Below are 22529 nucleotides of genomic sequence, written 5' to 3' on the forward strand. Positions count from 1 at the left end.
GCCGTCACACCAGCGCCTTGCCGCCGGCGAAGGCGGCCGCGGTCGCTTCGTCGGTCGCTTCCGCCGGCAACAGCATTTCATTGTGCGCCTTGCCTGACGGAATCATCGGGAAGCAATTTTCCAGCGCCGCGACGCGGCAATCGAACAGCACCGGGCGCTTGATCGAGATCATTTCCTTGAGCGCACCGTCGAGATCGCCGGGCTTGATCGCCTGCAGGCCGACGCAGCCGAACGCGTCCGCGAGCTTGACGAAATCCGGCAGCGCCTCCGAATAGGAATGCGACAGCCGGTTGCCGTGCAGCAGCTGCTGCCACTGCCGCACCATGCCCATGTACTGGTTGTTCAGAATGAAGATCTTGATCGGCAGTTCAAACTGTACCGCCGTCGACATCTCCTGCATCGTCATCTGCACCGAGGCATCGCCCGCGATATCGATCACGAGGCTGTCGGGATGCGCGACCTGGACGCCGAGCGCGGCCGGCAGCCCGTAGCCCATGGTGCCGAGGCCACCCGAGGTCATCCAGCGGTGCGGCTCTTCGAAGCCGAAGAACTGCGCCGCCCACATCTGGTGCTGACCGACTTCGGTCGTGATGTAGGTGTCGTGCCCGCGCGTCGCCTCGAACAGCCGCTCGATGGCGTACTGCGGCAGGATGACTTCGCTGTTCTTCCGGTAGGCGAGCGAATTGCGCGCCCGCCATACGGCGATCTCCTGCCACCACGCCTTGATATCAGGTTTTTTCGCTTCCGCCTTGAACACCTGCAACAGGTCGCCGAGCACGTTGCCGCAGTCGCCGATGATCGGCACGTCGACGTGGATGTTCTTGTTGATCGAGGACGGATCGATGTCGATGTGGATCTTCTTCGAGCCTGGCGAGAACGCGTCGGTGCGGCCGGTGATGCGGTCGTCGAAGCGCGCGCCGACGCACAGCATGACGTCGCAATCATGCATCGCCATGTTGGATTCATAGGTACCGTGCATGCCGAGCATGCCGAGCCAATTCTTGCCGCTCGCGGGATAGGCGCCGAGCCCCATCAGGGTCGACGTGATCGGAAAGCCGGTGACTTCGACCAGTTCGCGCAGCAATTTCGAGGCTTCGCGTCCGGAATTAATGACGCCGCCGCCGCTATAGATCACCGGGCGCCTTGCGCCGGCGAGCAGCGCCACGGCCTTGCGGATCTGCGTCGCATCACCCTTGACCCGCGGCGTGTAGGAAACATGCACGTCGGACTTGCGCGGCGGATGATAGGTGCCGGTCGCGAACTGCACGTCCTTTGGCACGTCGACCACGACGGGACCGGGACGGCCGGTCGTGGCGACGTAGAACGCCTCGTGCAGCACTTTCGCGAGATCGTTGACGTCGCGCACCAGCCAATTGTGCTTGGTGCAGGGCCGCGTGATCCCGACGGTGTCGCATTCCTGGAACGCATCATTGCCGATCAAATGCGTCGGCACCTGCCCGGTGATGCAGACCAGCGGAATCGAATCCATCAGCGCGTCCGTCAGCGGCGTCACCATATTGGTGGCGCCGGGGCCGGAAGTCACCAGCACGACGCCCGGCTTGCCGGTCGAGCGCGCATAGCCTTCGGCGGCGTGGCCGGCGCCCTGCTCGTGCCGCACCAGGATGTGCTCGACCTCGCTCTGCTGGAAGATCTCGTCATAGATCGGAAGCACCGCACCGCCGGGATAGCCGAACAAATGCTGGACGCCATGATCGATGAGCGCGCGCACGATCATCGCGGCACCGGTCATCTGGTTCGGATCGTGGCTCTTGTCGGTCATGACGTTTTCCTTGGCTTGCTCCGGATGCGCTGTGTCTGCGCGGCTTCGTCGGCTTGGATTTGGGAAATAAAAAAGGGCCCCAGAGGCCCTATGCACACCGCCTGCAACTGGATGGCCTCAGCCATCCCGGGCGGTGCGCCAGGGTACGACTACGATAAGGAGTTTGGTAATAATATTACGCATCAGACGGCCCAGACTTCCCGAAGATTACGCGGGTTATAGCGACCGGACCCCGGAAGTCAAGGGAAGGACGCTTTCAGCCCGATTAAGGCAGTGTAACGGGGTTCCGGCCGTTCGGCGAGTGCGAATTTGCTGTTCCCTGCCATGCAAACCACTCCTCGTCATCCAGGTCTTGCCTCCTTGCGGCAAAGACGTGGGTGGCCCGGGCAAGCCCGGCCATGACGACCTAGACAGGGATCTGGTCGACCCACCCCCGCGCCGCCCCTGGCGCCACCCACTCAAATTCCGGCAATTGGTGCCGGAACCAGGTAAACTGCCGCTTGGCGTAGTGGCGGGTGTCGGCGCGGCCGGTCTCGGCGGCCTCCGCTTGGCTGATCTCGCCCCTCAAATGCCGGATCAGCGCCGGCACGCCATGGGCCTTCATCGCCGGCAGCAGCGGGTCGAGGTGTCGGGCGGCGAGCGCGGCCACCTCCTCCAATGCGCCTGCTGCCAGCATCGCATCGAACCGCGCATCGATCCGGGCATAGAGCAGGTCGCGCTCGGGCGCCAGAAACACCGCGTGAAACGCGCCTTGCGGCAGCAGCGGCGGCAGGCCTTCGCGGTGCCAGTCGGTCAGCGCGCGGCCGGTCGCCTCGACCACCTCGAGTGCCCGTGCGATGCGGGCGCGGTCGCGCGGCTTCAGGCGTTCCGCCGTTACCGGATCGCGGTGCGCCAGTTCGGCGTGCAGCGCTTCGACGCCATCGCGCTCCAGCCGCGCGCGCACGCTGTCACGCACTTCGGCCGGGATCGGCGGCACCGCCGACAGGCCGCGCGTCAGCGCCTTGAAATAGAGGCCGGAACCGCCGACGAAGATCGGCAGCCGTTTTGCGGATTGTGCTTCCGACAGCATTTTGGCGGCGTCCGCGACCCACGCGCCGGCGGAAAAATTCACGGCGGCATCAACATGGCCATAGAGCCAATGCGGCGCCTGCGCCTCTTCGGCGGGCGTCGGGCGGGCCGTGATGACACGGAGATCGCGATAGACCTGCATGGAATCGGTGTTGATGACGACGCCGCCGGTTTTTTGCGCCAGCTCAAGGGCCAGCGCCGACTTGCCGCTGGCGGTCGGCCCTGCGATAAGCACGGCCTTATTCCCCAAACGCGAATTCGCCTGCATGTCCCTCGTCGCCACGCTCATCTGCAATCCCGTCAACCCCGCGCTCGACTCCACCATCGTCGACGGCGCGCTGGCCGTCCTGCCCTCGCCCGGCACGGCCCAATGGCTGTTCGACGAAGTCGCGGTCGATATCCCCTTCACGGGCAGCGAGGATATCAAGGCGATCGAAGCGCGCCTGCGCCAGGCGCGCGGCGACCTGCCGATCGACATTGTGGTGCAGCCTGCCGCCTTCCGGCGCAAGAAGCTTTTTCTCGCCGACATGGATTCCACCATGATCGGCCAGGAGTGTATCGACGAACTGGCCGATTTTGCCGGACTGAAGGCGCACGTCGCCGCCATTACCGAGCGCGCGATGCGCGGCGAAATCGAGTTCGAGCCGGCGCTGCGCGAGCGCGTCGCGCTGCTGAAAGACATGCCGGTCGGCGTGGTCGATGAAGTGCTGAAAAAGCGCATCACGGCGACGCCGGGCGGCCGCGAACTGGTCATGACCATGCGCGCCAACGGCGCCTACACCTGCCTGATCTCGGGCGGCTTTACGCTGTTCACCCATGCGGTCGCCGCGATGATCGGATTCCAGGAAAACCGCGCCAACGAATTGGAGGTATCGGGCGGCAAGCTCACGGGCGAAGTCATCGAGCCGATCCTGGGCCGCGCCACCAAACTCGCGACGCTGGTCGAACTCACCGAGTCCTTTGATCTCGACGACATCGACACGCTGGTGACCGGCGACGGCGCCAACGATCTCGGCATGATCGAGGCCGCCGGCCTCGGCGTCGCCTATCACGCCAAGCCGGCGGTGGCGGCGGCCGCCGCGGCCCGGATCGATCACGGCGATCTCACGGCATTGCTGTATGCGCAGGGCTATCGGCGCGATGAATTCGTGACGGCGTGAACCACCGACGCACCTGGACACAAAGCATTTAATTGCTTGTTCGTGACGACCCGCTCGCGCTGGTGCGGCGGCTCGACACAAAATCGCGAAAACAACCCCATGCAAAGTAAGAATGGGGCTGCCCTAGTGCGCGTACAGGCCTTCGACGATCGGCAATCGCGCGGCCCGCAGGGCCGGAAACAGTCCGCCGATCAGGCCCACGATCAGCGCCAGCCCAACCCCCTCGGCGATCAGCCGGGGACTGAGCTTGAAGTCGAACACCACCTGGGTGAAGTTCCCGCCAAGGGTGGACGCCGTGACGCCGTCGAAAATCAGATAAGTGGCGGCGGCGCCGAGCAAGCCGCCTATGACGGCGAGCACCAGCGATTCGGCGAGCGTCCCGACGAACGCAGGAAAACCACCGAAGCCGATGGCGCGCAGCGTTGCGATTTCCGTCGCGCGGCTGGCAACCGACGAATACATCGTGTTGAGCGCGCCGGCGACCGCGCCCAGCGCCATCGCGATCGCCAGCGGCCAGCCAAGTTTCTGAATCAAATCGGAGGTCTGCGAGGCCTGTTCCGCAAAGTAAGCTGCTTCGGATTTGACATCGAGCTTCAGCCGCGGATCGTTGTCGCTATAGGTTTTGAGCTCATTGAGGGCGGCCGGCCCGGTGAGGCGCGCGCGCACGATCTGGACGATATTGTTGCGATTGAACAGGCTCTGCACCACGTTGAGATCGGCCCAAATCTCGGATTCGAACACGCTGCCGCCGGCGTCGAACACGCCGACCACGGTCCAGCGCGTGGCGCCGAAAGCCACGGTGCTGCCGAGGTCGAATCCCTCGAATTCCCGCAGCAGGGCCTTGCCGACCACCACCTCGTTGCTGCCCCGGTTGAACATGCGGCCTGCGGTGACGGTGATGCCGTTGCGCAGCGCGGCGCCCTGTTCCCCGATCCCGCGCAGCGGCAAGTTGGCCTTGGTCCCGGTCGAGCGTTTGATGCCGTCGACCACCAGATAGAGCTCCGGCGAGATCAGGGGCTTGCCGTCGCTGCCGCGCGCGATGCCGGGACCGTCCTCGATCAGCCGTACCTGATCGCGGCTCACGGTACTGTTGATTTCGGCCTGCGAGCCGGCCCGCAGCACGATTGCGATGTCATCGGCTCCGGATCCCGCGATGGTGCGCTGGAACCCGTTGGCCATCGCCAGGAACGCGAGCAGGACGATCACCACCAACGCGATCGCGATCACCGTCGAGAGCGAGAGCCAGCGCCGCTGCGCTATGCTCCTGAGGTTGATGGCTGTGACGGCGGCCACCTGAAGCCAGAGCGAACGCATGTCTATCCCCGTCCAAGCGCGGTTGCAATTTTGAGCCGCATGGCGTTGAGCGCCGGAATGATCCCCGTGATCAGCCCGAGCGCAATCATCAACGCCAGGCCCTGCATGATGATGGTCGGCGACACGGCAAAAGCGGGCGCGATGTTGGAGAGGCTCGAGCGCAGGGCCATGGCGATCAGCGCCGCAATCGCCAGCCCGGGAATTCCGCCGAGCAGCGCCAGCAATACGGATTCGCCGAGCACCATCCCAAGGATCCGCGGGCCCGAAAAGCCGAGCGTCTTCAGCACGCCGATCTCGCGGGTGCGCTCCCGGATCGACAGCGCCATGGTATTGCCGACGATCATCAGGATGGTGACGAAGGCGGCACCCACAACCAGCAATACAATCAGCGCGATGTTGCCGAACTGGGCCGCGAACGCCTTGCCGAAGGCCTTTTCGGTGTCGGTCGAGGTCTCGGCGGTAGAATTGGCGAACATCGCGTCGATCGTCTTTGCGACGCGAGGGTTGCTTTCGGGAGAGGTGGTCTGAAGGATCATCCAGCCGATGGTGTCCTTGCCGAACGAGCGGGTCTCGTCGAAGTAGGCGTATTGAAACAGCAGGAAGTTGGTGTCGACGTGCTCGGCCTTGCCCTTGACGATGCCGGCAATGGTGAGATCCCAGGTATGCCCGCCGCTCTTCTGGCTGAAAATATTGCTCGCAACGGGGATGCGATCGCCGATCTTCCAGCCCCACTTCTGCGCCAGGCTTTCGCCGACCACCGCGCTGCCGCGATCTCGCATGAAGGCTTGAAGCTGTTCGGGCGGAACTTCGAATTCGCTGCGGTACACGTCGAAATAGGTGCTCGGCTCGATCGCCAGCGACATCAGGAAATTCTTCGGGTCCTGATAGTAGCCGCCGAACCAGTTGGCGAAGGTCACCTGCCGCACGCCTTCCACCGCCCGCACCCGATTATAGTAGGCGATCGGCAGCGGCTGGGTGAAGTTGATCTTGTTGACGGTGATCATGCGGTCCGCGGCGGCGGCATCTTCGCCGGCGGTGAAGGCGCGGTAGAATCCAGCGAGCACGCCGAAGATCATGAAGGCGATCAGGATCGACACGATCATCAGGCTGGCGCGCAATTTGCGGCGGAACAGGTTTTTCCGGACCAGGTCGAAGTCGTTCACGCGGCGAGCTCCCGTTCGACGAAGCGGCCCTTGTCGAGATGCAGGACGCGCTTGGCATAGTTGGCCGCCGCCGGATCGTGCGTTACCATCACGATGGTCTTGCCGAGTTCGCCATTCAGCAATTGCAGGATTGAAAGGATCTCGTCGGCGGATTGCCGGTCGAGGTCGCCGGTCGGTTCGTCGCACAGCAACAGGTTTGGATCCGAGACAATCGCGCGTGCAATCGCCACGCGCTGCTGCTGGCCGCCCGACATTTCGCGCGGACGATGCTTGACCCGATCGGCGAGTCCAACCACGGACAGTGCGGTGTGAACGCGCGCGGCGCGATCCTTGCGGTTCAACCTGGTGAGCAACAACGGCAGTTCAACGTTCTGCGCCGCGGTCAGCATCGGCATCAGATTGTAGAATTGGAAGATGAAGCCGATATTGGCGGCCCTCCAGGCGGCGAGTTCACCTTCGGAGAGACCATCGATGCGCTGGTCCGCAACCGAAATTTCGCCGGCGTCGACGCGATCGATACCCCCGAGCAAATTTAGCAGCGTCGTCTTGCCCGAACCGGACGGTCCCATGACGGCCATGAAGTCGCCGCGCGGAATCGCAAGATCGAGATGGTCGAAGATCGAGATTGTTTCCTTGCCCTTGGTGAAACGCTTGGCTACGCCGGTAAGGCGAACCATCGGATGCTCGGCTGTCACGCTTTTCTCCTCTCAAGGTTTCCGGCCGGAAGCTAGTTCGCGGCGGTGGTCTTGGTGGCGTCCTTCACATCGGCCAGGAAATTCACTTTCACCGCCATGTCGGGCAGGATGCGCGGATCCTTCTTGTCGAAGCGGATTCGAACCTTCACCGTGGCCTTCTCGCGGTTCGCCGTCGGCACTATGGCAATCACCGAGGCGGGAATCGTCCAGTCCGGATACGCATCCAGCATCGCGTTCACGGCGCCTCCGGCGACGACCCGGCCGATGAAGGCCTCATTGACGTCGACTTCGATCTCGATTGAATCCATGTCGACGATGGTGCAGATGCCGGTCCGCGTGTAGCCACCCACCGACATCGGCGAAATCATCTCGCCGGGCTGTGCGCTGCGGTCGATGACGACACCGGCGAAAGGCGCCCTGATCTGATGCTTGTCGAGCATCGAGGCGCTGCGCCTGGCGTCGATCTTGGCGGTCTCGAATTGCGACTGCGCCTGGCGCATTTGCGCGTTGAGCACGCCGACCCGGGCCTGCGCCTTGGTCAGATCGGCCTCGGTCGCAAAATTCTTCTGCGAGAGTGTTTGCACGCGCGTCATGATCCGGGTCGCGTCCTCCAGATCGGCGGCGATCGCGGCGATCGCCGCATTGGCCGTCTCGGCGCGCGAGCGGGCCAGCTCATAGTCCCGTTCAGCAAGCACGCTGTCGAGCCGCGCGACGACCTGCCCCTCGGTCACTGTCATGCCTTCGTCGATGAACACTTCGACCACCTTGCCGGTGATCTCGGCGGCAACGGTCGCCTTGCGGCGCGCCACCACATAGCCGGAGGCCGCCAGGCTGCCGGTCGCCTTGCTATTCGTTGGCGGCTGCTGTGGCGCCTGCGCTTGTGCGACGGGCTGCTGTGCGGTGCGCGATGCGCCCTCTTTGGTCGGGTCCTGCCTGTGGAACTCGAATGCGGCAAAGGCGGCGAATCCGACGACGCAGATGATAATCACCAATGAGATCGGCAACCAACGGCTGCCCGATCGCTCCGCCTTGCCGGCGCTGCGATCGATCGTAAGCGATCTCAGCAGTTTGCTCTTGTCTTCGGTCATTGTTCATTTCCATCCACCTGCTCGCTGCCGTTCCCGCGCGGTCGGCATCGTTCTCGCGCTAGTGGTCTCGCTCACAGCCGGTCTACGCGTCGCGTCATCTTTTGGGGCGGGCCCGCTTTCGGCGAGGCGGCAAACCCAGCTCGGTTGTAAATCCCGTTCAGCTCTCGCGAGCGCCAGGCGGCGCCCGTTCTTTCGACGAGGCGAATAGCGTGAATTTAAAGCTTAATGGCAACGGAAGCAATTGCTGGAACACCAAGAGTTGCATGTGGCCAGATGCTGCCATTTTTGGTATGCGGCGGTTCATCCAATAGCGATCGCCACTTTGCCGAAATGCGCGCCGCGCTCCATAAGGGCGAGCGCAAAGATCTTATCGATTGCCGGTTCCATGCGATTGGCCGAGATGGCGTCCACCATGCCTTGATGTCCTCGACCGATCCGTCGCCGGTTCTTCTTCAGCGCGGTCTGGCGTTTGGCCTTTGCGGATGCCATGTATCCGCAACAGAAAATCAGTAGGCGATGCAGCCGTTCGGTGACCGAGCGCGTCCCCAGCATCTGCGCCACCGCCAGTCGGGCGTTGAGGTGATCCCGCCGTTTTCCGAGATGCGGATCGTCGGCCATGGCCCCCGTCCAAGGAAGCAATTAATCGACATTGGACACGGGTAGGCGCGACGTGACGCAGGGTGCTTGCGCACGCCTGCCACGGGGTCGGGTCATCGCTTGATCGGATTTGGCTTGATTGGATTTGCTGTCAGGCGGCCGGTCGAGACACCGCCCGCCAACACAGCCGGCCCAAGAAAGGCCGGCGAACGGCAGCGAAAAGCGCCGCCGGTTCCAAGCTTCCTACTGAACGAGCAGCGGCACGAAGCGCAGTTCGCCTTCGCCGTTGGCAACCATCAGCAGGACCGACTTACGCCCGTCCTTCTTGATCTGATCGACCCGCTTCTTGACGTCGGCGGTGTTCGTCACCGCCTCCTGCGCCACTTCGACGATGACGTCGCCGGCGGACAGCCGCTTCTCGGCGGCATCGGACGCGTTGTCGACGCCGGTGATGACCACGCCCTTGACGCTGTCCTTGATCTTGTACTTGCCGCGCAGATCCTTGCTCAGCGCGGCCAGGTCGAGACCGAGCACCTTCTGCGTGACCGGCTTCTCGGCGGCAGGCTCGTCCTTCGACTTGGCGGCGGCCTGCTGCACCTTCTCGTTATCCTCGAGCCGGCCGAGCGTCACCTTCTTGGTTTCCTCCGCGCCCTTGCGGATGACGACGACTTCGACTTCCTTGCCGACCGCGGTGTCGGCGACCACCCGCGACAGGTCCTTCGGATCCTTGACGTCCTTGCCGTCGAACTTGACCACGACGTCGCCGGGCTCGATCCCGGCGGGCTTGGCCGGGCCCTTGTCGTCGATGCCGGCGACCAGCGCGCCGCGCGCCGGCTTGATGTTGAGGCTTTCGGCGATCTCGTCGGTGACCTGCTGGATGCGTACGCCGAGCCAGCCGCGGCGCAGCTCGCCGAATTCCCGGAGCTGATTGACCACGCCGATCACGGTCTTCGAAGGTACTGCAAAGCCGAGGCCGATCGAACCGCCGGTCGGCGAGATGATCAGCGTGTTGACGCCGACCACTTCGCCCTCGAGGTTGAACAGCGGACCGCCGGAATTGCCGCGGTTGATGGAGGCGTCGGTCTGGATGTAGCTGTCGTAGGGCCCCTGGCTGATATCGCGGTTGCGCGCCGAGACGATGCCGGCCGTCACCGAGCCGCCGAGGCTGAAGGGATTGCCGATCGCAATCACCCATTCGCCGAGACGCAGTTTGTCGGACTCGCCGAACTTGACCGCGACCAGCGGCTTCACCGGCTTGAATTTCAGCACCGCGATATCGGTCTTCTTATCGACACCGACCAGTTCGGCCCTGATCTTGGTGCCGTCGTTCATGATGATGTTGATCTCGTCGGCATCCGCGATGACGTGATTATTGGTGACGACGACGCCAGCGGTATCGATGATGAAACCGGAGCCGAGCGAATTGGTCTTGCGCGGCTGCATCTCGCTTCGCTCGCCGCCCTTGGGAGCGCCGCCGCGCCGGTTCTTGAAGAAGTCGTCGAAGAATTCCTCGAACGGCGAACCCGGCGGCAATTGCGGCGTGGCCTGCCGGTCGCCGCCACCACCACCACCACCCTTGGCCTCGACGTTCTGCGAGGTCGAGATATTGACGACGGCGTCGATCACCTTTTCAGCGATGTCGGCGATGCCGTCCGGGCCCCGCGCAAAAGCCGGCGCTGAAGCCAGAGCGCCGGCGGCGCCGAGTGAAATCGCAGCCCCCATCATGCGCAGGCGACGGCTCAAAGCGGGTCTGGCTCCGGTCATGTCAGCTTCTCTCCAGCGGGTCGATTTGGGGTCCACAGTGCGCCCGAACGGGTCTGAGGCGCAAGCATTTGAACCGGGCATTTCGGCGAAAAACCGGCCATCGGCGGCTCACGATTTCGTTGATTCCGCAGACGATTTGCCAAGGTCGGCACAGCCGGCGCTAGCGGCGAACCAGCCAGATCAGGAGCAGGCCCACGACCGCCGATCCGATGCCCACCGCGCGCAGAATGTTGTCCGGCGTCGTCATCGCGCTCTTCATCGCCCGGCGCATCCAGGCCGGGCTTGCCGCGAACATCAGGCCTTCCAGCACAAACAGGATTCCCAGGCCGATGAGGAAGTCGGCAAACGCTATGGACCTCATCGGATGGCAACCTCCCGCTGAACGCAGTTCTTGCTTTTGTCGCAGGCGAAGCGGGGTCCGCTTCGCCTGATATGGTGTGGCCGGCCGAGAGCTATTGCTTCGGCGTGGCTGGCGCGGGCGCGGCTGGCGGGTGGCCGGCCGAATTGGCGAAGAAGCGGAAGAACTCCGAATCCGGCCGCAACAGGAAGCGGGTGTCGTTGCTGCGAAGCCCGGTCTCATAGGCCGACATCGAGCGGTAGAAGGCGAAGAAGTCGGGATCCTTGCCGTAGGCCTCGGCGAACAGGCGGTTGCGCTCGGCGTCGCCGGCACCACGCGTCTGTTCGGACGTCGAATTGGCTTCCGCGATGATGACGGTCGCCTCACGATCGGCCTTCGACCTGATCTCCTGCGCCTTCTGTCCGCCCTGGGCGCGGAACTCGGCGGCCTCGCGTGCCCGCTCAGTCTGCATGCGCTGATAGACCGCCTGGCTGTTCTGCTCCGGCAGATCGGCGCGGCGGATTCGCACGTCGACCACCTGGATGCCGTAACCGTCGGCTTCCTTGTCGAGTTGTTCGCGAATACGCAGCATCAGGGCTTCGCGCTCGTCGCGCACCACCGTGATGAAGGAGACCTCGCCCAGCACGCGGCGCAGCGCCGCGTTCAGCAACGTGGTGAGCTGGACGTTGGCGGCCTGGATCGAGCCGATGCTCTGATAGAAGCGCAGCGCGTTCTTGATGCGGTAGCGGGCGAAGGCGTCGACCACCAGCCGCTTCTGGTCCGAAGCGATCACTTCCTGCGACGGATTTTCCAGATCGAGGATGCGCTTGTCGATCGAGATGACGGTGTCGATGAACGGCGCCTTGAAGTTCAGGCCCGGTTCAGTGACGACGCGGATCGGTTCACCGAGCCGCACCACCAGCACTTGCTGGGTCTGGTCGACGGTGAAGACGGAGCTGTAGCCGAAGATGACGACGACGAACAGCGAGATCAGGAGGACAATGCCTGTGACGGGAGACCTCATCGGTTGCCTCCCTGCTGCTGCTGACCGGTGGCGGGCGGCGTCGGCGTTCGCCGCGGCGACAACTCGTTGAGCGGCAGATACGGCACCATGTTCTGTCCATTCGGGCCGCCGTCATAGACGAGCTTCTCGGCATTGGCGAGGATACGTTCCATTGTCTCCAGGTAGATCCGCTGCCGCGTCACGTCTTTCGCCTTGTTGTATTCGTCATAGACCTTCAGGAAGCGCGCGCTCTGGCCCTTGGCCTCGGCGACCGCCTGTTCCTTGTAACCTTCGGCGACCTGCAGGATCTGTGCGGCGCGGCCGCGAGCGTCCGGAACGACGCGGTTGGCGTAAGTCTGCGCTTCGTTCTGCAGACGCTCGAGGTCGGCGCGGGCGGCCTGCACGTCGCGGAACGCGTCGATCACCTGCGCGGGCGGATCGACCTTCTGCATCTGTACCTGTGTGATCTGGACGCCCGAACCGTAATTGTCGAGCGTCTTCTGCATCAGCTCCTGCACGCCGGCTTCCGTGGTGGTGCGGGCGCCGGTCAGGATCGGCTGGATGTTGGAACGGCCGATCACTTCGCGCATCGCGCTTTCGGCGACCGCCTTCACGGTGCCTTCGGGGTTCTGGATGTTGAAGAGGAAATTGCCGACGCCGTCCGGCTTGATCCGCCACAGCACCGTGAAATCGACGTCGACGATGTTCTCGTCGCCGGTCAGCATCAGGCTTTCTTCCGGCACGTCGCGCATGGTGCGGCCGCGCCCGCTCGGATCGCTGATCAGCGTCATGCCGATCGAGATAGTGGAAACGCGCAGCGCCTTCGGCAGCAGCACGGTCTCGATCGGATACGGCAGATGGTAGTTCAGGCCGGGCTGCACGGTCTTGATGTGCTTGCCGAAGCGCAGGATCACGCCGAGTTCTTCCGACTGAACGCGGAAGAAGCCCGACAGGAACCAGATCGCCAGCGCGCCGATCAGAACCAGTGCGATGCCCATGCCGCTGAAATGGCCGCCGGGCAGAAGATTCTGCAGCTTGTCCTGGCCGCGGCGCAGAAGGTCCTCGAGATCGGGCGGGCGTGGTCCAACCGATTGAGGTCCGTTGCCCCACGGTCCCTTCGGACCCGAGCCCCACGGGCCCCCGCCTTGATTCTTCCACGGCATATTAAAGTCTCCTCCGCGGGCCCGGGTCCGCCTGATTGGGCAAAATGCTCGGCCTCGCATGTCCGACCGGCTTTATAGGGGACCGCCCGGGCCCTTACAACGCAAGCTTATGATCTGAAACAGCTATGATTGGGGCCATAATTGTCAATGCAAACATTGGCTAGCGAGGTTAATGCGACAATTGACGCGTGCCGCGCCGACGAAATGTCACATAGGAGAACTCGGCGCTGTCGTCGGGTCCGGCCGGATTCCGCACGCGCGCGACCTCTTCCCAGTCCGAAGCCGCAATTGCGGCGAAACGCGTGTCGCCGTCGGGCCGGGCATGCACCTCGGTGATTTCCAGCCGATCGGCACGATCGATCCAATGCGCGTAGATTTCCGCGCCGCCGATGATCGCGATCTCAGTGGCGAAACGTCGCAGCGCATCGCCGGTGGCGATCGCCTCGGCGTCGGCAAGGGAAGTGGTGACCACGGCGCCCTCCGCGCGGTAGGCGGCATCGCGCGTCACCACGATGTTGGTCCGCCCTGGGAGCGGCCGGCGCGGAAACGACTGGAAGGTCTTGCGGCCCATCACGATCGGCTTGCCCATCGTCATCGCCTTTAACCGCTGCATGTCGGATTTCAGCCGCCACGGGATGGCGCCATCGGCGCCGATCACGCCGTTCTCGGCGACCGCGACCATGAGGACGATCTCCATCAGCGCGCGCCCCGCGCCAGCGCCGGACCGCTCACCCGGCATACCGTCCACTCGTCCATCATGACTGCACCCAGCGATTTGTAGAATTCGATCGACGGCGTATTCCAGTCCAGTACCGACCATTGCAAGCGCGACCAGCCGTTGGCCACACATTGCTTCGCAAGCTGCGACAGCAGCGCCTTGCCGATGCCTTTGCCGCGCTGCGCCGGCTGGACGAACAGATCCTCAAGATAGATACCGGACCGGCCGCTGAACGTTGAGAAATTGACGAACCAGACCGCGAAGCCGACCGGCTCCCCCTCCCACTCCGCTATCTCGCAAAACAGCCGCGGATGGCTGCCGAACAGCGCGGCGTCGATGTCAGCTTCGGTGGCCTCGACCTCGTGAAGCAGCTTTTCGTACTCGGCGAGTTCGCGAACCAGGGACAAGACAAGCCCGGCTTCATCGGGACGTGCGCGGCGGATAGCAAGGGCCATTCAATCGCTCACACCGCGACCGCAGCCTTGATATGCGGGTGCGGATCGTAGCCTTCGAGCACGAAGTCCTCGTAACGGAACGCGAAGATGTCCTTGACGTCAGGATTGATCTTCATGACCGGCAGCGGCCGCGTCGGCCGCGTCAGTTGCAGGCGCGCCTGTTCGAGATGATTGGAATACAGATGCGCATCGCCGAGCGAGTGCACGAAATCTCCCGCCTTCAATCCCGTCACCTGCGCCACCATCATCGTCAGCAATGCGTAGGACGCGATGTTGAAGGGCACGCCGAGGAACACGTCGGCGGAGCGCTGATAGAGCTGGCACGACAGCTTGCCATTGGCGACATAGAACTGGAACAGGCAGTGACAGGGCGGCAGCGCCATCTTGTCGACGTCGGCCGGATTCCACGCGCTCACGATCAGGCGCCGCGAATCCGGGTTGCGCTTGATCATGTCGATGAGATTGGAAATCTGGTCGATGCGGCGGCCGTCGGGCGCCGGCCATGATCGCCATTGCGAACCATAGACCGGGCCGAGATCGCCATTGGCGTCGGCCCATTCGTCCCAGATCGAAACGCCGTTATCCTTGAGGTATTTGATGTTGGTGTCGCCGGCCAGAAACCACAGCAATTCGTGCACGATCGCCTTCAGCGGCAGCCGCTTGGTGGTCAGCATCGGAAACCCGGCGCTCAAGTTGAAGCGCATCTGGTGACCGAAGATCGACAGCGTACCGGTGCCCGTGCGGTCGTGCTTCTCCGCGCCGTCGCTGAGGATCCGTTCGAGCAGGTCGTGGTACTGATTCATGGCACTTCTTGGCGTCGGTTTCGCAAGCCTATCGGGAAGGCGAATTTAGCGGCCTGAAGCGGCAATCGACAGCGCCGATTCGGCGACGCCCCGATTATACCCGGAAAAATGATGCGCCTTCCGTGAAACAACAAGGGGCGGAACCTGCGTTCCGCCCCTCACCTATCTACTTGATCGGATTGATCAACCTGCCGGCTTGAGAACCGGCGTCCACTTCGCGATTTCGCTCTTCACCAGCGCGGCCAGCGCTTCCGGCGTGCGATCCTTGGGGCCCGGGATCACGCTGCCGAGCTCAAGCAGGCGCTTTTTGACGGTCTCGTCGTCGAGTGCCTTGACGATCGCCTCGTTCAGCTTGGCGACGATCGGGGCCGGCGTTCCCTTCGGCGCGAAAATCGCATTCCACGCCTGGGCCTGGAAGGCCGGCAGGCCGGCCTCCGTGGTGGTCGGAACATCGGGCAGCGACGGATTGCGCTCGGCGGTCGCAATCGCATAGGCCTTGATGGTGCCGCCATTGATCTGCGGCACGGCGTTGACGATCTGGTCGCACATGTAGTCGACCTGTCCGGCCACGAGCGCGTTCATCGCAGGCCCGGTGCCGTTGAAGGGCACGCCGACCGGCTTGACCCCCAGCACCGAGTTCAGCAGTTCGCACGACACGTTCGAGACCGAGCCCACGCCGGCATGCGCCGCATTGATCTTGGTTTCGTTCGCCTTGACGTAGGTGATGAATTCCTTGAGGTCCTTGGGCGCGAAATCCTTGCGCGCCAGGATCAGGATCGGCGTGCCGGCGAGCAGCCCGACCGGCTCGAAATCCTTCTCGGGATGATAGGCGAGTTTGGGATAGAGCGGAACCGACGCCGCATGCGTGCCCATATGCCCGGTGATCAGCGTATAGCCGTCATTGGCGGCCTTCGACGCGCGGGTCGTGGCGGTGGTGCCGCCGGCGCCGACCACGTTCTCGATGATGATGGCCTGGCCGAGCGTCTGGGCCATATGGCCGGTGACGATGCGCGCGATCACGTCGGTCGGACCGCCCGCCGCAAACGGCACGATCATGGTGATGCTACGCGTCGGATAGTTTTGCGCCTGGGCCGGCGCGGCAAGCGCGACCAGCCCGGCAAGGATGGCCAGGCAACCACCCGCCATAGAGCGACGACCATATAGTTTCATCTAAGTCTCCCAGCTAAAGCCATTGAAGCAAATGCCGGCCCGATCGGCCGGCATTTCCATTTCACGAAATAACGCGCGAAGTCGAGTCGACTTCGGGCTGTGGCGAGCCGACGCAGGTCAGTTCTCGGACTCCACGAACACCTCGTCGCGCTTCTTTCGTAGCGAAGGCAGCACCGCCAGCACCAGCAGGGCTGCAGCGATAGCCATCAGCAACGCCGATAGCGGACGCGTCAGGAACACTGACCAGTCACCGCGTGAGATCAGCAACGCGCGGCGCAGGTTTTCTTCCATCAGCGGTCCGAGCACCATCCCGAGCAGCAGCGGCGCCGGCTCGAAATCGTGCTTGATCAGCCAGTATCCGACCAGCCCGAATGCGCCGGCGAGCATGACGTCCGTCGGAGCATTGTTCACCGAATAGATGCCGATCGAGCAGAAGACCACGATCGAGGGGAACATCAGCCGATAGGGCACACGCAACAGCCGCACCCAGATCCCGACCATCGGCAGGTTGATGATCAGCAGCATCAGATTGCCGACCCACATCGAAGCGATCATGCCCCAGACGAGGTCGGGTTGCTTCTGCATCACCTGCGGTCCCGGCACGATGCCGTGAATGGTCATCGCGCCGACCATCAGCGCCATGACAGCGTTCGGCGGAATGCCGAGCGTCAACAGCGGGATGAACGAGGTCTGCGCCGCCGCGTTGTTGGCGCTTTCCGGCGCCGCCACGCCTTCGATCGCGCCGCGGCCGAACCGCGATGGGGTCTTGGACAGCTTCTTTTCCATCGTATAGGCCGCGAACGATGCGATTGTCGCACCGCCGCCCGGCAGAATTCCGAGCATCGATCCCAGAACCGTGCCACGCCCGATCGCAGGTGCAGAAGCAATCAGGTCTTTCTTGGTCGGCATCAGGCCGGTCACCTTCTGCTGCACCAGCTGGCGGTCGGTTTCACCGCCCGCATCGAGATTGCGGATGATTTCGGCGAAGCCGAACAGGCCCATCGCGACGGTGGCAAAGCCTAATCCGTCCGCGAGTTCGGGGATGTTGAAGGCCATCCGCGACGCACCGGTCTCGATGTCGGACCCGACCATCGACAGCAGCAAGCCGAACACGATCATCGCGATCGCCTTCAGCACCGAGCCCTTGGCGAGCACCACCGCGAAGATCAGGCCGAGCACCATCAGCGAGAAATATTCGGCGGGCCCGAACGCCAACGCGATTTTGGTCAGCGGCGCGCCAAGCAGCGCGATCAGAACGGTCGCGACGCAGCCCGCAAAGAACGAGCCGATCGCCGCGATCGCCAGTGCCGGACCTGCCCGGCCCTGCTTGGCCATCTGAAAACCGTCGAGCGCGGTCACCACGGAGCCCGCCTCGCCCGGAATGTTGACCAGGATCGAGGTGGTCGAACCGCCATATTGCGCACCGTAGTAGATGCCGGCGAGCATGATCAGCGCGCCGACCGGCGGCAGGCCGAAGGTGATCGGCAGCAGCATGGCGACCGTGGCGATGGTGCCGATGCCCGGCAGCACGCCGACCAGCGTTCCGACCAATGCACCGATCAGGCAGAGCAGAATGTTGACGGGAATGGGAATGGATACGCCGCCAAGAAAAGCGGGGGTCCACTGCACCAGCTGGAATACGACGCCGAAGCCGAGACCAAGGTTTGAAAAAATGTCACCCATCACACCCTCACCGGATCATAAATTTGGGCAGCATCTGCAAGGGCAGACCAAGCGCGTAGGGAAACAACAGGCTGCAGAACGCCGTCAGGCACACGGCGACGATGATGGTTTCCGTCCATTTCGTTTCCGGCGTCCCCAGCGCTGAAATCAGGAAGCTCGAGAACGCCGTGACGATCAGGCCCATCGGGCGGATCAGGAACGCAAAGGACAGGATCGCCAGCGATACAAAGAGCGGGCCCCGCCAATGGTATTTCGCCAGGTGCGCGCCCTCGGTGACAATGCCGACGAGCATCACCGCAATGCCGAGGCCAAGCAACAGAAAGGCGAACATGCGCGGCGCTGTCCCGGCTCCGAACGAGAACCCCCGCATGCCCTGCAGATCGCTCGACGCCCACAGGGCGAACACCGCGATCGCCACCAGCGCGAGTCCGCCGATAAAGTCCTGCGGACCGCGAATCCATTTCGGCAAGATGGAATTGACCGGCGCGTGGCTCGGCGTATCACTCATCGATATCTCTCCCCCCGACAGGGCTTCCCGCCCGTTCTGATTGGATGGCGTTTCTGATTGGATGGCGTTTGTGCACAGTCCCAGGGTCTTGCCTAGCGATTTTCCTCAGATAACGCCAGCAAAACCCAAAGCACCTCCGGCCAGCAATATCCAGACCGGATTGAGCCGCGTCGCAAATGCCAGAACCGCGGCGGCTGCTGTAATCAGGCCGGCCACCCAGCTAAGGTCCGAACTCAGCGCCAAAATCAGGCCACTGGCGCCCATCAGGCCGATCGAAAGCGGAACAAGGGCCGCCTGGATAATGGCGGGCCAGCGGGATTGGCTCGACCGCTGCAAAAGGCGGCTCACATAATAGGCAAGGACGGCGGTCGGGCCGCACATCGCCAGGGTCGCCGCCAGCGCACCGCCCACCCCGGCGACGGAGTAGCCGATCAGGGTCACGATCAGCACGTTCGGCCCGGGCGAGAGCTGGGAGATGGCGAAGATGTCGGCGAATTGCTTGTCATTCATCCAGTGGTGAACGTCGACCGCGATCCGGTGCATCTCGGGTATGGCCGAATTCGCGCCGCCAACCGCAAACAGCGACATCAATCCGAAAGTCCAAACGAGCGTCGAAATCGGATTGCCCTCCGAATTCATGCGCCCACCCGCTGGCGCAGAAAATAGGTAATGCCGAGGCTGAGCGGGACCGCCACCAGCAGCACCGTCTGCAGCGGCAGCCGCAGCACGCCGATGGCAATGAATACCGCAAGCAGGATCACGAGCCCGACCAGGTCGCGCTTTTTGATCAAGGGCATCATCATCTTGAAGACGACCGCGATCAGAAGCCCGACCGCCGCGCAGGAAACGCCGGCCAGGATCCGCCGCAGCGCGTCGATCTCGCCGTAGCGCGCGTACAGCGCCGCGAGGATCGTGGCGATCACCATGGGCGGACCGACCAGCCCGGCAAAGGCCGCGATGCCGCCGGCAATGCCACGAAAGCGCGAGCCGAACACGACCGACAGGTTGACGATATTGGGCCCCGGCAGAAAATGGCACAGCGCGAAGGTCTCATTGAATTCTTCCGCCGTCATCCAGCGGTGCTGGTCGACGATACCGCGCCGAGCCCAGACCAGCACCCCGCCGAAGCCGGCTAGCGACATTTTGGCGAACGCCACAAACAGCTCGAGCAGACCGGGCTGGTTTGGCGGGTGCGATGCAGGAAGATCCGGCGCCGTGACAGCGGCCGGCGGGGATTCCGAAGCCGGGGATTTCATGGTCCAAAACCTAGAACGGCGGCACCGCCAGGGCCAATCCCAATTCGGCCGGTTCCCGCGCTTTCCACGCCTATCCCGGCACTATTTTTCTCAGCCTTTGCCCCCTATATTAGGGGTGCCGGTTCGCCGGCTATGGAAATAAATTGCCGTCGCAATAAACCATTCGGACCCGGGGGCAGTACCCGGCGCCTCCACCCAAGCCCACCCCCTTGAAGGCGGGTTTCGGCGGGGGCGAAACAGGATCGACGAGGGCGTAAAGGGCGTGTTTTTTCTCGGTATGGTTCCGCCGTTATCGGGCTATGCAATAGTTGCAAACGACAACTATGCTCCGGTTGCTCAGGCTGCGTAACGCAGTTTGAAAAACCAAGTCTAAAGTCCTAGTGGGTTAAGCTCCGCTAGGCGGGGTTCGGAGGCACCTGGCAACAGAAGCCTCCACTTTTATTTGCTCCCGCTTTTCCTGCGAGATTTCTTGTGAGTTTTCTCGCCAGTTTTCTTGCCGGTTTTCCTGCCGGTTTTCTTGCGATTTGCCGCTCGGCGGAACGCTGCTGCCGGAAATTCGATCGATGACGCCTGCTGACCTGCGGCCGCCGCCGGGGTAGCATGGGTCAAATGGCGAGTCGGGCGACCGGCAGCGCCACCCTTCTCAACCTGACAGGACCACCATGGCGACCGACCACATCCGTTATGACGTGCTGGCGCGTGACGCGCTGCGCGGGGTGCTGCGCCGCGTGCTGACCGACGCCGCCGAGCACGGCCTGCCCGGCGAGCATCATTTCTTCATCACCTTCCTGTCCACCGCCGACGGCGTCAAACTGTCGCCGCGGCTGCTGGCGCAATATCCGGAAGAGATGACCATCATCCTGCAGCACCAGTTCTGGGATCTGGTGGTGAGCGAGGATCGCTTCGAGGTCGGCCTGTCGTTCGGCGGCATTCCCGAGCGGCTGGTGGTTCCGTTCGCCGCGATCAAGAGCTTCCTCGATCCTTCGGTGAAGTTCGGGCTGCAATTCGAGCCGTCCGACGAGGCCGCCGAAACGCCCACTGCCAATCTGCCCGCCGTTCCCGCAGCTACCAGCCTGCCCGTTCCTGCACCGGCGACAGCCGCCGAAAGCAAGGATGAGAGCAAGGATGATCCGGCCAAGCCAAGCGAGGGCGCGGAAGTGGTGCGGCTGGATCGTTTCCGCAAGAAATAACTGGAGACAATCTACGCGCGGGAAAATCCGCGGCGCGCTAGAATGACCGTTCCGCATCCAAGCGTAACGGAATTCATTGATGGCCCGACGAGCGACACCCAAGCGATCCAAGTCCACCCGCAGCGAAACCGACAGTTTCGGGCCCATCGACGTTCCCGCCGATCGCTATTGGGGCGCGCAGACCGAGCGCTCGCGGCAGAATTTTCGTATCGGCCATGACCGCATGCCGACCGCGCTGGTCCATGCGCTCGGCATCGTCAAGCTCGCCGCCGCGCAGACCAACCGCGACCTCGGCCTGCTCGACGCGCGCCGCGCCACCGCCATCTCCCGCGCCGCGCGCGAGGTGATCGAGGGCAAGCTCGACGACCATTTTCCGCTGGTGGTCTGGCAAACCGGTTCCGGTACCCAGACCAACATGAATCTCAACGAGGTGATCGGCAACCGCGCCAACCAGATGCTCGGCGGCGAACTCGGCGCCAAGAAGCCGGTTCATCCCAACGATCACGTCAATATGAGCCAGTCGTCGAATGATTCATTCCCGACCGCGATGCATATCGCCGCCGCCGGGCGCATTATTGACGATCTGATCCCGGCCCTGAGCGAATTGCATCGCGAACTGCGCAAGAAGGAAAAGGCGTTCGCTGGGATCGTCAAGATCGGACGAACCCATACCCAGGATGCGACGCCGCTGACGCTGGGTCAGGAATTTTCCGGCTACGCCGCACAGGTGGAAAGCGGCATCGCACGGCTGCGCGTGGCGGTGAAGGATCTGTATCCGCTGGCGCAAGGCGGCACCGCTGTCGGCACCGGCCTCAACTCGAAACCGAAATTCGCAAGGACATTCGCAAAACACGTCGCCAAGATCACGAAACTGCCGTTCACGAGTGCCGCCAACAAGTTTGAGGCGCTGGCTTCCAACGACGCCTATGTGCTGGTGCACGGCGCGATCAACTCGGTGGCAACCGGCCTGTTCAAGATCGCCAACGATATTCGCTTTCTGGGATCGGGCCCGCGCTCCGGCCTCGGCGAATTGATCCTGCCCGAAAACGAACCGGGTTCGTCGATCATGCCGGGCAAGGTCAACCCGACCCAATGCGAAGCGCTGACGATGGTTTGCTGCCAGGTGTTCGGCAACCAGACCGCCGTGACCGTCGCCGGCAGCCAGGGCCATTTCGAGCTGAACGTGTACAAGCCCGTGCTGGCATATTGTATGTTGAATTCCATCCAATTGTTGTCGGACGTGGTTCGCTCCTTCACCGAGCATTGCGTGGTGGGAATACGCGCCGACGAAAAGCGCATCCGCGATCTGATGGAGCGTTCACTGATGCTGGTGACGGCGCTCGCGCCCAAGATCGGTTACGACAACGCCGCCAAGGTCGCCAAATCGGCGCATGCGCGCGGAACCACGTTGAAAGAAGAGGCTGTGCGGCTTGGGTTCGTTACTGCGGCCGAGTTCGATCGCCTGGTCCAGCCCGACAAGATGACACACCCGGGCTAATGGTCGCGCGCCCCCGGTAAACTACGGACGTGCAGGACTTGATATAGATCATAACTCCAAAGAATGAGTTTGCTCATCTATCGCCATCTCGCGGACACATGGTACGAGCACAAAAT

22 protein-coding genes and 1 other RNA gene are annotated in these 22529 nt (G+C 63.2%); 4 read left to right on the forward strand and 19 right to left on the reverse strand.

Annotation, left to right across the window (positions count from 1 at the left end):
- Positions 1–4: 4 nt before the first annotated feature.
- Together JQ609_RS02490 and miaA are read right to left on the reverse strand one after the other, a co-directional pair.
- Positions 5–1780, reverse strand: a complete 1776-nt coding sequence (locus JQ609_RS02490) for an acetolactate synthase 3 large subunit (protein ID WP_212271899.1) — start codon at positions 1778–1780, stop codon at positions 5–7.
- A 406-nt stretch (positions 1781–2186) separates the two neighbouring features.
- Positions 2187–3116, reverse strand: a complete 930-nt coding sequence (gene miaA / locus JQ609_RS02495; protein ID WP_212272043.1) for a tRNA (adenosine(37)-N6)-dimethylallyltransferase MiaA — start codon at positions 3114–3116, stop codon at positions 2187–2189.
- Between miaA and serB the strand changes: the two genes are divergently transcribed.
- Complete coding sequence (gene serB / locus JQ609_RS02500; protein WP_212271900.1) at positions 3115–4008, forward strand: phosphoserine phosphatase SerB; 894 nt, start codon at positions 3115–3117, stop codon at positions 4006–4008. The genes miaA and serB overlap by 2 nt on opposite strands.
- A gap of 123 nt (positions 4009–4131) precedes the next feature.
- Here serB and JQ609_RS02505 read toward each other — a convergent pair whose 3' ends face one another.
- The 17 genes from JQ609_RS02505 to JQ609_RS02585 form a co-directional block, all read right to left on the reverse strand.
- Entirely contained in the window at positions 4132–5322 is a 1191-nt protein-coding gene (locus tag JQ609_RS02505; RefSeq protein ID WP_212206986.1) for an ABC transporter permease, read from the reverse strand.
- A gap of 2 nt (positions 5323–5324) precedes the next feature.
- Complete coding sequence (locus JQ609_RS02510) at positions 5325–6485, reverse strand: ABC transporter permease (RefSeq protein ID WP_212206985.1); 1161 nt, start codon at positions 6483–6485, stop codon at positions 5325–5327.
- Positions 6482–7162 carry an ABC transporter ATP-binding protein gene (locus tag JQ609_RS02515; RefSeq protein ID WP_212272044.1) on the reverse strand — a complete coding sequence of 227 codons (681 nt, stop codon included), beginning with the start codon at positions 7160–7162 and terminating at the stop codon, positions 6482–6484. Before JQ609_RS02515 ends, JQ609_RS02510 begins: the two co-directional genes overlap by 4 nt.
- Positions 7163–7212: 50 nt before the next feature.
- Complete coding sequence (locus tag JQ609_RS02520; protein WP_212206984.1) at positions 7213–8268, reverse strand: efflux RND transporter periplasmic adaptor subunit; 1056 nt, start codon at positions 8266–8268, stop codon at positions 7213–7215.
- 300 nt (positions 8269–8568) lie between these two features.
- The gene (locus JQ609_RS02525) at positions 8569–8886 is read right to left on the reverse strand and encodes a hypothetical protein (protein ID WP_212206983.1); all 318 of its coding nucleotides are present in this window, start codon (positions 8884–8886) and stop codon (positions 8569–8571) included.
- Between the two features lie 222 nt (positions 8887–9108).
- Positions 9109–10629, reverse strand: coding sequence for a Do family serine endopeptidase (locus JQ609_RS02530; RefSeq protein WP_212271901.1), 1521 nt, complete (start codon positions 10627–10629; stop codon positions 9109–9111).
- A gap of 160 nt (positions 10630–10789) precedes the next feature.
- Complete coding sequence (locus JQ609_RS02535; RefSeq protein WP_192737988.1) at positions 10790–10990, reverse strand: DUF2065 domain-containing protein; 201 nt, start codon at positions 10988–10990, stop codon at positions 10790–10792.
- Positions 10991–11081: 91 nt separating this feature from the next.
- On the reverse strand, positions 11082–11990 hold the full coding sequence (gene hflC / locus JQ609_RS02540) for a protease modulator HflC (protein ID WP_212206981.1): 909 nt from the start codon (positions 11988–11990) through the stop codon (positions 11082–11084).
- On the reverse strand, positions 11987–13132 hold the full coding sequence (hflK, locus tag JQ609_RS02545; protein ID WP_212206980.1) for an FtsH protease activity modulator HflK: 1146 nt from the start codon (positions 13130–13132) through the stop codon (positions 11987–11989). The genes hflC and hflK overlap by 4 nt, the downstream gene beginning before the upstream one ends.
- 169 nt (positions 13133–13301) lie before the next feature.
- On the reverse strand, positions 13302–13829 hold the full coding sequence (locus tag JQ609_RS02550; protein WP_212206979.1) for a dihydrofolate reductase: 528 nt from the start codon (positions 13827–13829) through the stop codon (positions 13302–13304).
- Complete coding sequence (locus JQ609_RS02555; RefSeq protein ID WP_212271902.1) at positions 13829–14305, reverse strand: GNAT family N-acetyltransferase; 477 nt, start codon at positions 14303–14305, stop codon at positions 13829–13831. The genes JQ609_RS02550 and JQ609_RS02555 overlap by 1 nt, the downstream gene beginning before the upstream one ends.
- Positions 14306–14313: 8 nt before the next feature.
- On the reverse strand, positions 14314–15108 hold the full coding sequence (locus tag JQ609_RS02560) for a thymidylate synthase (RefSeq protein WP_212206978.1): 795 nt from the start codon (positions 15106–15108) through the stop codon (positions 14314–14316).
- A gap of 183 nt (positions 15109–15291) precedes the next feature.
- Complete coding sequence (locus JQ609_RS02565) at positions 15292–16278, reverse strand: tripartite tricarboxylate transporter substrate binding protein BugD (protein WP_212271903.1); 987 nt, start codon at positions 16276–16278, stop codon at positions 15292–15294.
- Positions 16279–16395: 117 nt separating this feature from the next.
- Positions 16396–17961: a tripartite tricarboxylate transporter permease gene (locus JQ609_RS02570; RefSeq protein ID WP_212206976.1), complete on the reverse strand. Its 1566-nt coding sequence runs from the start codon at positions 17959–17961 to the stop codon at positions 16396–16398.
- Between the two features lie 7 nt (positions 17962–17968).
- Positions 17969–18469, reverse strand: coding sequence for a tripartite tricarboxylate transporter TctB family protein (locus tag JQ609_RS02575; protein ID WP_212271904.1), 501 nt, complete (start codon positions 18467–18469; stop codon positions 17969–17971).
- 105 nt (positions 18470–18574) lie between these two features.
- Positions 18575–19108, reverse strand: a complete 534-nt coding sequence (locus JQ609_RS02580) for a chromate transporter (RefSeq protein ID WP_212206974.1) — start codon at positions 19106–19108, stop codon at positions 18575–18577.
- Entirely contained in the window at positions 19105–19725 is a 621-nt protein-coding gene (locus tag JQ609_RS02585; protein ID WP_212271905.1) for a chromate transporter, read from the reverse strand. The genes JQ609_RS02580 and JQ609_RS02585 overlap by 4 nt, the downstream gene beginning before the upstream one ends.
- A gap of 78 nt (positions 19726–19803) precedes the next feature.
- On the opposite strand from JQ609_RS02585, the gene ssrA reads away from it, so the two are divergent.
- From ssrA to fumC, 3 genes are all read left to right on the forward strand, one after another.
- Positions 19804–20162: a transfer-messenger RNA gene (ssrA, locus tag JQ609_RS02590) on the forward strand.
- 225 nt (positions 20163–20387) lie between these two features.
- Positions 20388–20915 carry an SspB family protein gene (locus tag JQ609_RS02595; RefSeq protein ID WP_212271906.1) on the forward strand — a complete coding sequence of 176 codons (528 nt, stop codon included), beginning with the start codon at positions 20388–20390 and terminating at the stop codon, positions 20913–20915.
- Between the two features lie 79 nt (positions 20916–20994).
- Complete coding sequence (gene fumC, locus JQ609_RS02600) at positions 20995–22413, forward strand: class II fumarate hydratase (protein WP_212271907.1); 1419 nt, start codon at positions 20995–20997, stop codon at positions 22411–22413.
- The last annotated feature ends 116 nt before the right edge of the window (positions 22414–22529 follow it).

The sequence above is a fragment of the Bradyrhizobium sp. AUGA SZCCT0169 genome (assembly GCF_018130085.1).
Lineage (GTDB): Bacteria > Pseudomonadota > Alphaproteobacteria > Rhizobiales > Xanthobacteraceae > Bradyrhizobium.